Below are 14,144 nucleotides of genomic sequence, written 5' to 3'. Positions count from 1 at the left end.
GAAAACGGGAAATTCACAGCACCTTGCCGAGAAAGGCAGCGGTGCGAGGGTGTCGGGGCTGGCGAAAAACCTGTTCCGGCGGCCCCTGCTCAATCAACTGGCCATCACAGAGAAACACCACGTGGTCCGCCACTTCGCGGGCGAAGCCGATCTCGTGGGTGACCACCACCAGCGTGACGCCCAGTTGCGTGAGCCCCTTGATGACGTCGAGCACTTCGCCGACCAGCTCGGGGTCGAGGGCTGAGGTGGGTTCATCAAACAGCAGAACCTTGGGGTCCAGCGCCAGCGCGCGGGCAATGGCGACCCGTTGCTGCTGGCCACCGGACAGCTGGCGCGGATAAGCGTCTACCTTGTCTGCCAGGCCAACCCGAGCCAGCAGTTCACCGGCCTTGCCCTGCGCTTGGGCTTTGCTCCAGCGCTTGTGTGCCAGCGGCGCTTCGGCAATGTTTTCCCAGGCGGTGAGGTGCGGGAACAGGTTGAAATTCTGAAACACAAAGCCGACGTCAATGCGCCGCTTGAGGATCTCGCGCTCTTTGAGTTCGTAGAGCAAATCACCCTTGCGCCGATAGCCGACGTAGTCGCCGTCGATGGTGATGTACCCGCTGTCGATCTTTTCCAGATGGTTGATGGTGCGCAACAGCGTGGACTTGCCCGAGCCGGACGGCCCCAGAATCACCGTCACCTTGCCCGGCTCGATGGTCAGGTCGATGTCCTTGAGCACCTGCTGGCTGCCGAAGCGCTTGCCGACGCCCTGAATCTGGATGCGTCCGGCGCGTGCCGGGTGTGCGAGCTCACTCATGATGCTTCTCCTTGAACCAGCCGCGCAGCCGCTGCAAGGGCGTGGGCGGCAGAACCCGCGCCGTGCCACGGGCAAAGTGCCGCTCGACGTAATACTGGGCGCTGGTCAGCACCGTGGTAATGATCAGGTACCAGACCGTGGCGACAATCAGCAGCGGGATCACCGCCTGGGTGCGGTTGTAGATGACCTGCACGGTGTAGAACAGCTCTGGCAAGGCCAGCACGTAAACAATGGAAGTGCCCTTGACCAGGCCAATGATTTCGTTGAACCCGGACGGCAGAATCGAGCGCAACGCCTGGGGCAGGATGATGCGAAAAACCCGACGCGAAGCAGGCAGCCCCAGCGCTGCGGCGGCCTCATGCTGACCGGCGTCGACACCGATCAGGCCGCCGCGAATGATTTCTGCGGTATACGCCGCCTGCATCAGGCTCAAACCCAGCACCGCCACGGTGAATTGACTGAGCACATCCACCGTCGACCACTGGGCAAAGACCAGATCGGTGAACGGCACTGCCAGCACAATGTGGTCGTACAGATAGGCGAAGTTGTAAAGAATTATCAGCACCAGCAACACTGGCATCGAGCGGAAAAACCAGATGTAGCCCCAGGCCAGAGCCGCCAGCAGCGGTGAGCGCGACAGGCGAGCCAGGGCCAGCGCCGTGCCGAGAACAATGCTGAACACTGTGCTCAGCAGCGTCAGCAGCAGTGTCTGGGACAGGCCGCGCAGTACCGATGGCGAGAAGAACCACTGACCGAAGACGCCCCATTCCCAGCGCGGATTGGTGGCCAGCGAGTGCACGATGGCCACCAGCACCAGCACTGCGAATATCGACCCGGCCCAGCGACCGGGGTGGCGGGCCGGCACGACCTGCAACGCCTTGATCGGTGCCGGTGATACCCGGCTCTGGCGCAGCGGATAACGGCTGGGCTGATCGATGAAGGCATAGGGTTTGGCGACAATGGGCATGTTTGATTCCTCGCACTCAATACAGTGTTTTCAGGTGCTGGCCTTAAAAAGCGTAAGTCAGCCGGGTGTAGTAGTAACCGCCGGTAAAACCGTAGGGCGAATAGGTGCCATAGCTGCTGACCATCGTGCTGCTGGGGACCCCCTGTTTTTTCGGGTAGATGTCGAACAGGTTCTTTGCGCCGATGGCGACGTTGAGGTTTTTGCTGAGGTTGTAATCAAGGTCCAGGTCGGTGATCCACTTGGCGCTGTACACCCGGTCCAGGTCGCGATTGGCCGATGAATTGACCTCTTTGTAAGCGCCGTAGCGGGTCAGCGCCAGGTTCAGATTGAAGCGCCCGATGCTCCAGTCGCCGCCTAGAATCAGCTTGGTGTGCGGCTGCACGCCGGTAATCAGATTGCGAGCCTCGCGGTCCATCAATTCATAGGACGTCCCCAGGATTGAAGTGGATTCCTTGTAGCCAAGGATTTTGGTCTGGTTCCAGTTGAACGCTGCCGTCCACGTCAACGAACCGTACTGGCCCAGGTCCTGGCGGTAGTTGCTGACCAGGTCGAGGCCTTTGGTGCGGGTGTCGGCACCGTTGATGAAATACTGGCCGCCCGACGTCGAATCGACGCCGTTGTTGAGCAGCACCTGAGTAACTTCGTTGCCCAGCAAAGTGCCGGTCAGGGTGATGCGGTCGCGCAGATTGATCACGTAGGCATCGGCGGTCAGGCTCAACTGATCGTTGGGCGTCAGGGTGAAGCCAAGGCTGAAGTTGGTGGAGCGTTCCGGCTTGAGGTCATCGGCACCCAGCGCTCTGGCGGCCCCTGAACCGGTTGGTAATACGCCGTAGTTGATCGACTGATACACGCCGTCCACTACACCGTAGGTAGTCGAGCGCGCACTGAACAGGCTGTTGGCCAGAGACGGCGCCCGAAAACCATTGCTGACAGTGGCACGTACGGCGAACTGCGGGGTGAAGTCATAACGTGTGGTCAGCTTGCCGCTGCGGGTCGCGCCCACCCCCTGATTGTAATGCTCGTAGCGTAATGCGCTGCCGACATACCAGTCGGGCACAGGGTTGAAGCCCACGTCGACATAACTGGCGACACTGTTGCGTGAGGCGCTGCTTTCTTCGTCCGGTGAAATGCCATTGGTGACCTGCGCTCCAGATGATGCACAGTTGCCGGGTGCAACGCAGTAGCCGCCGTTGGCATAGGACTCGTAATCGCCCGCCTGCACCTCATAGGTGTCGCGCCGATGTTCAAAGCCGTAGGACACGTCGAGGGGCTTTTGCAGGCCGACGTCAAAGCCGCGCTTGAAGTCCAGATTGGTGGTCAGCTCGGTGGAAATCCATGTGCCGGAGGTGAAGCTGTTCGGCGTGGCCTCCCCCAGAGACGGGTTCTGGTTATGCGTGGTGCCCTGCTCCGCTTCATTACGCCCGTAGGTAGTGGACAAATCCCAGTCCCACTCGCCGAGCGTGCCTTTGCCACCGAATGCGGCCTGAAAATCGTCTTCATCGATGTACCAGGTCGGCGTGTATCCCGCTGGGTAACCGTTAGGCCCGGTGGTAATGGTGTTGGTGATGGTCGGCAGGCGAAAGTTCTGACCTTGCTCGCCTTTGCGCCGCGAATAGGTGGTGAAGGAATACAGGCTGAAACTGTCGTCAATCGGTAACTCGGCGTTGTAGCCCAGTGTGAGCAGATTGGTTTTCGGCGTGCCGTAACCGCCGTACGTGGACTTGCCTGCCAGGTCGTAGGCTTGCTCGTAGCTGTAGCCATTGGCGCTGGCCTTGTTGTCGTCATTCTGGCTGCGCGCATCCAGCGCCAGTTGCACGATACCGCCGTCGCCAATCTCGAAGCCTTTGTTAAGGCTTTGCTGCACGGTCTGCTTCTTGCCGTCATAACCGAGCCCGGCATTGGTCACCGACGTGCCGCTGGTGTCGGCCTTGAGGATGACGTTAATCACCCCTGCAATGGCATCGGAGCCGTATTGAGCCGCCGCGCCATCGCGTAACACTTCGACATGATCAATGGCGCTGATGGGAATCAGATCGAGGTCTGCGGGCGCAGCACCGGTGTTGATGCCGTTGATGTTCAGCGTCGCGCTGGTATGGCGGCGTTTGCCATTGACCAGCACCAGCACCTCGGCGGCGCTCAGGCCACGCAAGTTGGGCGCCCGGGCAATGCCGCTGGCGTCCCAACCGGTTTTTTCCGGCAGCGTCAGCGATGGAATCACTGCGCTCAAGGCTTCCATCAGGCCAGGCTTGCCGGTGCTTTTTAACTGTTTGGCACTGACCACATCAATCGGCACCGGGCTGCTCGTCACGGTGCGCTGCTCGGCGCCGCGATTACCGGTGACCACCACGGTGGACAAGGTACGACGCTCGTCCTCGAAGGTTTTTTCCTGAGCCTGAATCGTCCCTGACAGCAACACGCCCCCTATCGCCAACGCCAGCGGGCAGAAACCCGGCGCAGCAGACGATGCTCGGGCACGGTGTAAGGCTTGCTTCATATCCACTCCAGACATGGCGATCATTGAAGCCATGCATGCAAATCGCAAAGTCGGGCACTCCCGCTGTCGTCCAGACAGCGCAGTACGCACGTTTCAGGCTATGCAGGTAAAACCTGCGCGATGAGCTAGGGGTGAGGTGACAAGCCGGTTGGCGGCAGAAGTGTCGCGCAGCGCCCGTCAACAACAGGGCGAGAGGAATAAAGCCAGTGGCAGGATTGAACAGGCAACATACGTTGAACTCCCTTCCAACGATTCTGCTTGAGGGGAATGGTTTGTCCCTCGGTCATGGCGCACTCGACGGCGGCATGCAGCACAGAATCCTGATAACGATTGGTACCATCCGAGGTAAGGGGTAGGCTGTTGGAACCAAACATAACGGAATCAATAGTGAAAATATAATTCTATTTGGTCATAAGCTAATATTATTATTTTTGATTTATATTTATTTTATTATTCATAAATAGCATTTTCTTTTCTCAGGTGTTTGACTGCCAAAGAGGCCCGGTTATCAGGCCGGGCTTCCCAAGGCAGCTCTACTTTGAGAGCAACACCTCGACCAACTCCTCCGCCCCGCGGGAAATACCGGCTTGCGCTGCCGACAAGCGCCCGAAGGTCGAGCTTATGTCATAGACCTTAGGATATTGCCGGGTCACATAGGACTCCAGAAGCTGCGAAGTGGACGCATCGTAGATCTCGACCGCGTAGCTGACCGACCCGGTAAATGTGCCTTCACGATCTCTGGAGGCCTGAACGAGGTTATAGGACCCCATGCCGATATCGAACCGGGAGAACGTCGATAAACCCGCCACCGTCGTCTCGGCACCTGTCAGCGTGAGGCGAATCCTCAATGTCCCGCGTGCAGGTGTGTCGGCGAATCGAAAATGCTTGCCCAAGGCTTCCGAGAACTTGACCGTCATGTCGTTGGCCAGCGCGGTCTTGTCCTTGCGTTCCAGATCTGAAAACTGCGCATCCGCTCCCGAGTAGATCACCACCGGCTCGAGCATGATTTTATCGTATTGATTCCAGTTGACCGACGTCGAGTACTTGAAGGGAATACGACCCGAGTTGTCCTGTTTGTTGGGGCGCATTTCAAGCGAGGACTCGATTCCTGAATAAGGCGACGGCTCATGGCTGGCACAACCTGTGGCGAGAAACCCCAACAGCAAAAGCCCGACCAGCTTCATGTGGTTAACGTAGTGCATGCGCAATGCTCCAGCTCAATCAGGTTAGAAAAATTCGGAAGAGAGTTGCCGAACAGGTCTGGATTCATGATTGGCCAGCCAGAAAGCCTCGCCCGCCAAAACTGTACCGACGTGTATAGTTTTAGTCGGTTGGCCATTGCACGTCAACCTAAAATGTACACATGGGTATAGTTTTGAGATTGAATTTAGGTATGCCCACGACGGTGGCGAAGGCCGCGGACTGTGATGGTCGGAGATGGACGGAATAGCCCAAGCCATGAATTATCCGGCCCTGCGCAGGTCAGAACGACCAGTTCCATGATTGTTGAGGTTGAAAGCATTTCGTTCGAGCCCACGCAAAGCGACGAACACTCAACCTCCTGTTGATCCAAGGCCAGGGAGCAGCCCATGAACCGCCAGCAATTTATCGACTACGTACAGAAAAAATACGACACGAAGCCGGATCATCCGTGGGAAAAGTTTCCTGATTACGCGGTCTTCAGGCATTCGGACAATGACAAATGGTATGCCCTCCTCATGGACATTCCTGCCGAAAAAATAGGTATCAATGGGGATAAGCGGGTTGATGTCATTGACTTGAAAGTTCAGCCAGAGCTGGTGGGTTCGTTGAGGAAAAAGCCTGGCATTTATCCGGCTTATCACATGAACAAGGAACACTGGATCACCGTGCTGCTGAACGGGCCTCTCGGCGCAAAAGAAATCCATTCACTGATTGAAGACAGTTTTCAGCTCACCCGCTGACGGTGATAGCGTCGAGCGGCTCCAGGCATCGCGTGCAGCTGTGACAGGCGTAACCGGTGGCCACGCCAGCGCATTATCAAGCGATGCTTTCACTGACGTCGATCTGTATGGGCACTGTCACTCTGGCGACCCGGGTCAAATCCGAAGACGCTGCGACCAGCGCCCTCACCGTCTGCTCCGCCACCTGCACAATCGGGTGAGAAAGCACGACCTGTACCAGGTCAGCTTTCAGTGCTTCGCGGGTCAGAGGCGTCAAATCATGACACACCACCACAGGTAGCCTGATCTGCTGCTGTTGGAGCTCGCGCAGTGCACGTAATACCCCGGCGACTCCGCCTCCCGCCACGTACAACGCCGAAAGCTCTGGCTCACCGCTCAGTAAGTCCAGCGCATTACCATAGGCGAAATCGTCGTCTTCAAGCGTCAGGCGTGATGCCAGTAACTCCCAATCCGTTGAGTGGCTCGACAGGTAACTGCGAAAGCTCATCTCACACAGCTCCTGACACTGGAAGCGCTGGCTGCTGACCATCACCGCGGCCGAGCCTGGGGACCCTGCCAGGCGCGTGACAAACCACCCCGCCGTGCGTCCCATCAGCCGATTGTCGACACCGACGTAAGAGGCAGAGCCAAGGCCTGCCAGCTCAGAAATCAAGGCGACCACAGGAACGCCGGCAACTTGCAGGCTGGCGACGGCATCACGCACACGCGGATGATCGACCGCAACCATACCGACACCATCGACCTGATCACCCAGCGCCAACAGACGCTGGGCCACCGTCGCCGGGTCAAGGTCATCCAGGTAACCGATGACCACCTGGACACGCGCTCGCGTGAAAGTCGCTGCCGCGTTCGACAGCGCTTGTGCGAGACCTTTATAGAATGCCACGCCGCTTTTCTGCAGCAGAAAACCCAGCCGCACAGTCGGTTTATCGTTGAGTATCCGCTGCTCAATCACCCCTTTGGCATGGAAGCCCAAGAGTGCCGCCGCGGCGGCAATACGCTGTGCTGTGTCGGTACGCACGTCCGCACGCAGATTCAGCACACGGTCGACAGTCGACAGGCTCACGCCCGCCTCGCGTGCGACATCAGCCATGGTGGGGCGCAACTTTCGACGAGGCAGTTCTGACATTTTTTGACATTCCTTTTCCATGATCATGAAGGGTTTTGACAGCGTTATCCAGCCTCCCGTAGCCCTGACCCACACGACTGAAATAGGATCGACTCAACGCCAAACACTCATTAACAACAACAAAACCGGAGTGCATTCATGACCATTCATATCTCCACAGCACCCTGCTGCTGGGGCGTCGACGATGTAAAAAACCCCTATCTGCCAGCGTGGCGCGACGTACTCGGCGAAGCCAGCGAAGCGGGCTATCGCGGAATTGAGTTAGGCCCGTATGGTTACCTGCCGCTTGACCCGGCAGTGGTTTCAGCGGCCCTTGGCGAAAACCGCCTGCATGTGGTGGCCGGCACTGTTTTCGATGATTTGGTAACCCTAACCAACTTGCCATCTCTGCTCCGCCAGACCCACGATATTTGCGCATTGCTCAAGCAACTCCCGCCCATCGATAAGGAGCCCCGGCAGCGCTTTGCCGGCCCTTACCTGGTCATCATTGATTGGGGACATGAGGAACGCGACTATGCTGCGGGCCACTCAGAGTTGGCTCAACGCCTTGACGATGGGGCTTGGCAAACAATGATGGAGCACATTCGGGCTATCTGTCAGATCGCCTGGCACGAGTACGGCATTCGCCCTGTTATTCACCCGCACGCCGGCGGTTATATCGAATTCGCCGACGAGCTGGCGCGGCTGGTCGAGGACATTCCAGACAACGTTGCCGGGCTCTGCCTGGATACCGGGCATCTCTACTACGCGGGCATGGATCCTGCGGCGTCACTGCGCACTTACGCCGACCGTCTGGACTACATCCATTTCAAAGACATTGACCAAAGCGTTTTTGACGACGTCATGAAGCAGCGCATCAAATTCTTCGACGCCTGCGCCAGGGGCGTCATGTGCCCCATCGGGCGCGGCGTGATCGATTACCCGAGCCTTTACCGGCTTATTCAGACGCTGGGCTACGAGGGATACATCACGGTCGAGCAGGAACGCGACCCTCGAAACGCCAACGGGAGCCTGGAAGATGTCCGATCCAGTCGCACCTACCTGGCAACTGTCGGATTCTGACCCGCACGAGGCATATTCCATGATCAACGGCAGCAAACGTATCTCCCAACCGATCCGCTGGGCCATGGTAGGCGGCGGAAGTCAGAGCCAGATCGGCTACATCCACCGCTGCGCAGCATTGCGTGACAATACCTTTGTACTGCTGGCGGGCGCATTCGACATCGATCCGATAAGAGGCAGCGCCTTTGGCGAGCAACTGGGTGTCGATAGCGAACGCTGTTACGCCGATTACCTGAGTATGTTCGAACAGGAGGCCCGGCGTGCAGACGGCATTCAAGCGGTCTCGATCGCCACGCCTAATGGCACGCATTACTCCATCACCAAGGCAGCGCTCGAGGCCGGGCTGCACGTGGTGTGTGAAAAACCCCTGTGTTTCACTGTCGAGCAGGCCGAAAACCTGCGCGAACTTTCGCATAAACATAACCGCATTGTCGGTGTGACCTACGGGTATGCCGGCCATCAACTGATCGAACAGGCCCGGGAAATGATCGCCGCCGGTGAACTGGGCGACGTGCGCATGGTGCACATGCAGTTCGCCCACGGTTTCCATAGCGCGCCGGTGGAGGCGCAAAGCCAGGCGACGCAATGGCGTGTCGATCCGCGTCAGGCGGGGCCGAGCTACGTGCTTGGCGATGTCGGAACGCACCCGTTGTACTTGTCGGAAGTGATGCTGCCTGACCTGAAAATCAAACGCCTGATGTGCAGTCGGCAAAGCTTCGTCGCCAGCCGCGCGCCCTTGGAAGACAACGCGTACACCTTGATGGAATACGAAGGTGGCGCGATGGGCATGGTGTGGTCGAGCGCGGTCAATGCAGGCTCCATGCATGGCCAGAAGATCCGCGTCATCGGCTCTCGCGCCAGCCTCGAGTGGTGGGATGAGCGACCTAACCAGTTGAGCTTTGAAGTTCAGGGGCAGCCCGCGCAAATACTTGAGCGCGGTATGGGGTATCTGCACCCCAATGCGCTGATAGACGACCGTATTGGCGGTGGTCACCCGGAAGGCCTGTTCGAAGCATGGGCCAATCTTTATTACCGCTTTGCCCTGGCCATGGATGCGACTGACCGATCCGATACCCAAGCCCTCAGCGCGGTGCGCTATCCAGGAATAGACGCTGGCGTCGAAGGCGTGCGATGGGTCGAGCGCTGCGTACTGTCCGCCGACAACGACTCCATCTGGGTCGCCTATTGAGGTCCTGCCTCGGACCTCCATCGGTTAAAACCGAACAGAACAATAGCCGGACAGAAGAATGAATCGCCCTGCCGGTTTGCTCAGGCTGTTCAATTTCCACTTGCAAAGGATTGCAGGCTGTCAGCGAAAGACTGGAGTTGTTCCTGACTCCGTACGGCGGTCTCCCGCAGCCTGCAACTTCTTGCCCAGTTCGGCTATGCGTCGCTCCCCCTTTTCAAGCGACTGCGCATTGGTATGCACCGAGTAGTACCCAAGGTGAAGCGGATGTGGATGGGGTACCGCCGAACCCAAGACGAATACCGCACCCTCCTGATCTGAAGCGTGCAATGTAATGGGCAGCTCGCTGGAGTCGAAACCAACCATCTCGCCAGCCCGAACAACACCTTCGGCATTCAGCGCGCCCTTGGCAACTGCGAGCCATCCGACGCTGTGCCCGATAGGCGGATGATAGACCCAACGCTCACCCGGCTTTAGTGTGACCAGCAGATAATTGACGCCCTCAGGCGCAGGGACGGGACTTTGCACGCCTTGGTAGTTGCCAAGGATGACATGAGCCGGCTGACCCTCGATCGTTCCAACCGACTCGATATAACGGCTTTCAGGCTCAGCGTTTTCCAGGCCCGCCGGCAAGGCAATCCACAGTTGAAATCCCTGGATGCGAGGAACCTCTTCGGCAGTCAGTTCTTTACCATGCCAAATGCCACCACCTGCACGCATCCATTCGACACCACCGTAACCGAAGGTGCCTTGCCCATTTCCCGGATCGTCATAGCGCACCCTGCCTTCTGTGAATACGGTCACCGTCGCTATGCCGGAATGAGGATGTATGGGCATGCTCTCCATCGCGTGGACTGCATCGCCACTGACGTCAAAGATATCAAGGAACACGAACGGTTTGAGGAGCTGACCTAGATCAGATGGACTCATCAGGCGGGTTATAGGCCCATGACCTGCCGCCCCTAGAGTGCGCTGAGTAATATGCCGGCACAAACCAGTGTCAGGAGTGGTTGAGGAAGTAGTCATGGCGTCGATTCCCGTGAAGTGAGGCTTACACTGGACGGATCAGATTGAAAATGCTGGCGCGATGGAGCCAGGCGATACCAGCCGTGACCAATAGCAAAAAGATTGCCGGTACAGGGCTACCCCCGATAACGAAGAGGTGAGTGAAAATCGCAACGCACATAGTGACCGCCAGCAGCAGACCTCCCAACCCGATGGTGACAGGTATGAACAGGGCGACAGCAGCGACGATTTCGATCAACCCCGTCACGGTACGAAACCACTGACCCAAGCCAATATGGTCGAAGATCTCGACCATCATGGGCACGCCGGCGAGCTTGGCACCGCCAGCCGCAAGAAACGCCAGGGCAGCTATTAAACGTAATCCAAGGGATGTGTACTTGAACGCGTTGCTCGTACTGCCGGATTGATTGAAAGCTTGGTTGCTCATACAAGTGTTCACTTTATACGGCGCGGAGCCGAACGTAGAGGAATTAGCAAAGGGCAATACATTGGCCAAAATGCCCCCTGCTCGTTTTTTAGACGCCGGCAGTGGCTTCGCGGACGAAGCCTTCATAAGAGCGCAGCGGGTGCCCAATGATGGCTTCCAACCGTTCCACGGTTCCTTCAGCCGCTTGCATACCGAACTTCTGGATGCCCGCCATCATCAAGCGCATGTCGTAAGCCAGCCAGCCAGGACCGTAAGAAGCCAATTGCCCTTCGAAGGCTGCTACATCATCGCCACCGTAGGCGATCTCGCGATCCAGAGCGGAACTCCAGGTTTGTGCCACGGATGCACCAGTCAGCGCTTGTGGCCCCACCAACTCCAGCGTTACACGATCAAGAGCAGAAGATGCCTCGTCGCGTCGCAACAGTTCTGCCACGGCAACATCGGCAATATCGCGCGCGTCAATCATTGAAACGCCCGCCGAGCCGATAGGCATTGGGTACACCGAGTAGTTCTGGATCGTCTGCTGGACCATGAGGTCGTTTTGCATAAAGTACGCGGGACGCAGAATAGTCGCGGGGATGTCGAGGCTTTCGATCATGCGCTCGACCGTGTACTTGCCGGTGAAGTGCGGAACGTTGGTGAACGTGTCGGCATGAATCACTGACAGGTAAACGATGCGCTCGATACCAGCCTCCTGAGCGAGGTTCAGCGCGATCAGCGCTTGCGTAACTTCATCGGGCGTCACTGCATTGAGCAGAAACAGCGTGCGCACCGAAGACAGCGCGACACGCATGGAGGACACATCAGTGAGGTCTGCGACTACCTCGGTGACGCCAGCCGGAAAATCACGCTTGCCGGGTTGGCGCACCATGGCTTTGACATCGGCACCCGCGCTGGCGAGGCCCTGCGTAACGAGTGAACCGATGGTGCCCGTGGCGCCAGTAACGAGAATGCTCATTTTTTAATCTCCTGCAGTAATGGGGGGTGGTGTCAATCAGCGTGAGAAGTCCGCAACGACTTTGCCGGCTCCCGAAACGGTGCGATTACGTTCAATCGCCTTGGGATGCCTGAGAAGCCAGCGACCTCGCCTATCCGGAACTCAGGCATGGACGAGCACCGCGTGTTTTGCAGAGTGTTCATCGCAATGCCTCATGCTGAGATCCGATGACGAGAAGATAACCTGTTGCGCAAATTAAGCAGAGACGCCAAAGTGCAGACACTTCGTTTCAAAAATGGAACACCATGAACCTGAACGCGCTAATCGATTTCATGCTTGTGGCCAACAACGAAGGGCTCGGAAAAGCGAGCCGTGCGAGCGGCATATCCAAGGCAACCCTATCGCGCCGAATCGCGGACCTTGAGGAACAACTGGGCGTCAGGCTGATCGAGCGCAGCGCTCGCGGCCTGAAACTCACCGAAGCCGGTGAAATGTTGATGGCACGAACAGAGGGGCCGCTGGGTGAGGTGGCAGAAGCCATGACGGCGACCCGTGATGGCGTTGCGACGCCGCGCGGGCGCTTGCGTGTCGCCTCCCCCGTTCTGTTCTCTCAACTTGCGATGGGTCGCATCGGCGCCGGGTTTTATGCCGCCTACCCGGAGGTGATCATTGAAGTCACGGCGGAGGACCGCCTGGTCGACCTCGTCGAGGAGCAGTTCGACGTCACTATCCGCATCAATCCTGACCCGGACAGCAGTCTGGTGGGCCGATGCTTCGCCAGGGACCGACTGATAGTCGTGGCGGCACCGGAACTGCCCAGGCCAATGCCAGGCGCCATCAGACAGACGCCTGCCATTGTGACGTCGAGCTTCCAGCCCACCCACTGGAAACTCGATAACGGACATCTGGTTCTGGAACCGATTCCGAAACTGTGGTTCTCGTCGCTGATGATGGTCCGCGATGCGGCTGTCGCCGGAGGCGGTGCTGCGCTCATTCCACAGTCCATCGCATGGAGCCAGCTTGCCCGTGGAGAGTTGGTTCAGTGGGGCACGATATCGGGTGCACAACCCGAACTCTGGGTGCTGCATACGTCCAGGCGCCTTGTCTCACCCAAGGTTCGCGCCTTCGTTGATTTCATCTGCGCCAGTTACCCTGACATGTCTCTGGTGCTGAAGGGATAGAGAGCCGTTCACAGGCCTGGAGAGAGGCAAGTACATCGAGACACTGATTTAACAGACATCGAATAACGCACTGAAGCTCGCGGTTACTCATGGCCATGAGCAGCTTTTATCAGGACGAAAAAAAAGAGGCATAAGCCTCTTTCTGGTTTCCACACACTTCAATTGAAGCGTGTTGAAAATATCTGGAGCGGGAAACGAGTCATGCTCTAGAGCGCTAAGTCGTTGATTCCCAATTACTTTCTTCGCCTCGATGATTAGCGAAGGCCTGAATTCTAGCCTTGTTTTTCGCCCTATGCAACAAAATTCGCCCAAGGGCTTCCATCAAGGTTCAAGGACTGCCATCTACGCCATTGCAACGGACGCAGAGCCCCTCTGAACAACGCACCATAGATACGCGACACTACCCGCCTCATGTTGAGCAGTGATCCATGCAACTGACGTTCGGTGACGCTGAGGGCCTGGGCAAGCGCAAGCAGACTCACCGGGAGATCTTCCTAGCCGAGATGGAGCAGGTGGTTCCGTGGCAGCACTTGCTCGGTCTGATCGCACCGCACTATCCGGTGTCGGGGCGCCCTGGTCGACAGCCATACGCACTGGCGACGATGTTGCGGATTCATCTGCTGCAGCAGTGGTATGCGCTTAGCGATCCGGCGATGGAAGAAGCGCTGCACGAGATTCCGACCTTGCGGCGCTTTGCCCACCTCGGTGGCTTGGACAACGTTCCGGACGAGACCACGATTTTGAACTTTCGGCGCCTGCTGGAGACCCATGGCCTTGCCGCGCGGATGCTGGAAGCGGTCAACGCGCATCTGGCACGCAAGGGCCAGAGCCTGCAGTCGGGCACAATCGTCGATGCGACGCTGATCGCGGCGCCCAGTTCGACCAAGAACGCCGATGGCTCGGCGATTGTTCGCACTGGGATGCCGGATGCGAACTGGTCTGATCACGCTGACGGAACCGCGCCGTAGCCTCGAAGATCATGGCTACCTGGGC

General features: G+C 58.0%; 13 protein-coding genes. 5 read left to right on the top strand and 8 right to left on the bottom strand.

The features are described 5' to 3' along the window. Positions 1-13: 13 nt before the first annotated feature. The 4 genes from QRN38_RS06640 to QRN38_RS06625 form a co-directional block, all read right to left on the bottom strand. Positions 14-799: an amino acid ABC transporter ATP-binding protein gene (locus QRN38_RS06640; RefSeq protein ID WP_054090722.1), complete on the bottom strand. Its 786-nt coding sequence runs from the start codon at positions 797-799 to the stop codon at positions 14-16. Next, positions 792-1,766, bottom strand: a complete 975-nt coding sequence (locus QRN38_RS06635; RefSeq protein ID WP_057419156.1) for an amino acid ABC transporter permease — start codon at positions 1,764-1,766, stop codon at positions 792-794. The genes QRN38_RS06640 and QRN38_RS06635 overlap by 8 nt, the downstream gene beginning before the upstream one ends. 43 nt (positions 1,767-1,809) lie before the next feature. Beyond that, the gene (locus tag QRN38_RS06630; RefSeq protein WP_057419155.1) at positions 1,810-4,260 is read right to left on the bottom strand and encodes a TonB-dependent receptor plug domain-containing protein; all 2,451 of its coding nucleotides are present in this window, start codon (positions 4,258-4,260) and stop codon (positions 1,810-1,812) included. Positions 4,261-4,793: 533 nt separating this feature from the next. Continuing rightward, entirely contained in the window at positions 4,794-5,462 is a 669-nt protein-coding gene (locus QRN38_RS06625) for a DUF3313 domain-containing protein (RefSeq protein ID WP_005764411.1), read from the bottom strand. Between the two features lie 387 nt (positions 5,463-5,849). Between QRN38_RS06625 and QRN38_RS06620 the strand changes: the two genes are divergently transcribed. Further along, positions 5,850-6,203 (top strand): MmcQ/YjbR family DNA-binding protein, encoded by a 354-nt coding sequence (locus tag QRN38_RS06620; protein ID WP_007246459.1) that lies wholly within the window; start codon positions 5,850-5,852, stop codon positions 6,201-6,203. Between the two features lie 76 nt (positions 6,204-6,279). Here the strand turns inward: QRN38_RS06620 and QRN38_RS06615 are convergent, their stop codons facing one another. Continuing rightward, entirely contained in the window at positions 6,280-7,332 is a 1,053-nt protein-coding gene (locus QRN38_RS06615; protein WP_081025531.1) for a LacI family DNA-binding transcriptional regulator, read from the bottom strand. Between the two features lie 138 nt (positions 7,333-7,470). Here QRN38_RS06615 and QRN38_RS06610 point away from each other — a divergent pair, with 138 nt between their 5' ends. Continuing rightward, positions 7,471-8,394 (top strand): TIM barrel protein, encoded by a 924-nt coding sequence (locus QRN38_RS06610; protein ID WP_044389994.1) that lies wholly within the window; start codon positions 7,471-7,473, stop codon positions 8,392-8,394. A gap of 19 nt (positions 8,395-8,413) precedes the next feature. Next, positions 8,414-9,583 carry a Gfo/Idh/MocA family protein gene (locus tag QRN38_RS06605; protein WP_057419154.1) on the top strand — a complete coding sequence of 390 codons (1,170 nt, stop codon included), beginning with the start codon at positions 8,414-8,416 and terminating at the stop codon, positions 9,581-9,583. A 120-nt stretch (positions 9,584-9,703) separates the two neighbouring features. Here the strand turns inward: QRN38_RS06605 and QRN38_RS06600 are convergent, their stop codons facing one another. The 3 genes from QRN38_RS06600 to QRN38_RS06590 all read right to left on the bottom strand — a co-directional run bounded on the left by QRN38_RS06600 (position 9,704) and on the right by QRN38_RS06590 (position 11,991). Further along, the gene (locus tag QRN38_RS06600) at positions 9,704-10,606 is read right to left on the bottom strand and encodes a pirin family protein (protein ID WP_044389993.1); all 903 of its coding nucleotides are present in this window, start codon (positions 10,604-10,606) and stop codon (positions 9,704-9,706) included. 25 nt (positions 10,607-10,631) lie between these two features. Continuing rightward, positions 10,632-11,033 carry a DoxX family protein gene (locus tag QRN38_RS06595; protein ID WP_024655927.1) on the bottom strand — a complete coding sequence of 134 codons (402 nt, stop codon included), beginning with the start codon at positions 11,031-11,033 and terminating at the stop codon, positions 10,632-10,634. Positions 11,034-11,121: 88 nt separating this feature from the next. Beyond that, positions 11,122-11,991, bottom strand: a complete 870-nt coding sequence (locus QRN38_RS06590) for an NmrA/HSCARG family protein (protein WP_057419153.1) — start codon at positions 11,989-11,991, stop codon at positions 11,122-11,124. A gap of 284 nt (positions 11,992-12,275) precedes the next feature. On the opposite strand from QRN38_RS06590, the gene QRN38_RS06585 reads away from it, so the two are divergent. Both QRN38_RS06585 and QRN38_RS06580 read left to right on the top strand, forming a co-directional pair. Further along, complete coding sequence (locus QRN38_RS06585; RefSeq protein ID WP_057419152.1) at positions 12,276-13,151, top strand: LysR family transcriptional regulator; 876 nt, start codon at positions 12,276-12,278, stop codon at positions 13,149-13,151. A gap of 428 nt (positions 13,152-13,579) precedes the next feature. Continuing rightward, positions 13,580-14,119 (top strand): IS5 family transposase, encoded by a 540-nt coding sequence (locus QRN38_RS06580; protein WP_015471929.1) that lies wholly within the window; start codon positions 13,580-13,582, stop codon positions 14,117-14,119. Positions 14,120-14,144 lie beyond the last annotated feature (25 nt).

The organism is Pseudomonas sp. CFBP2511, assembly GCF_030209255.1.
GTDB lineage: Bacteria > Pseudomonadota > Gammaproteobacteria > Pseudomonadales > Pseudomonadaceae > Aquipseudomonas > Aquipseudomonas avellanae.
This window is presented reverse-complemented; position numbering and strand designations above follow the sequence as displayed.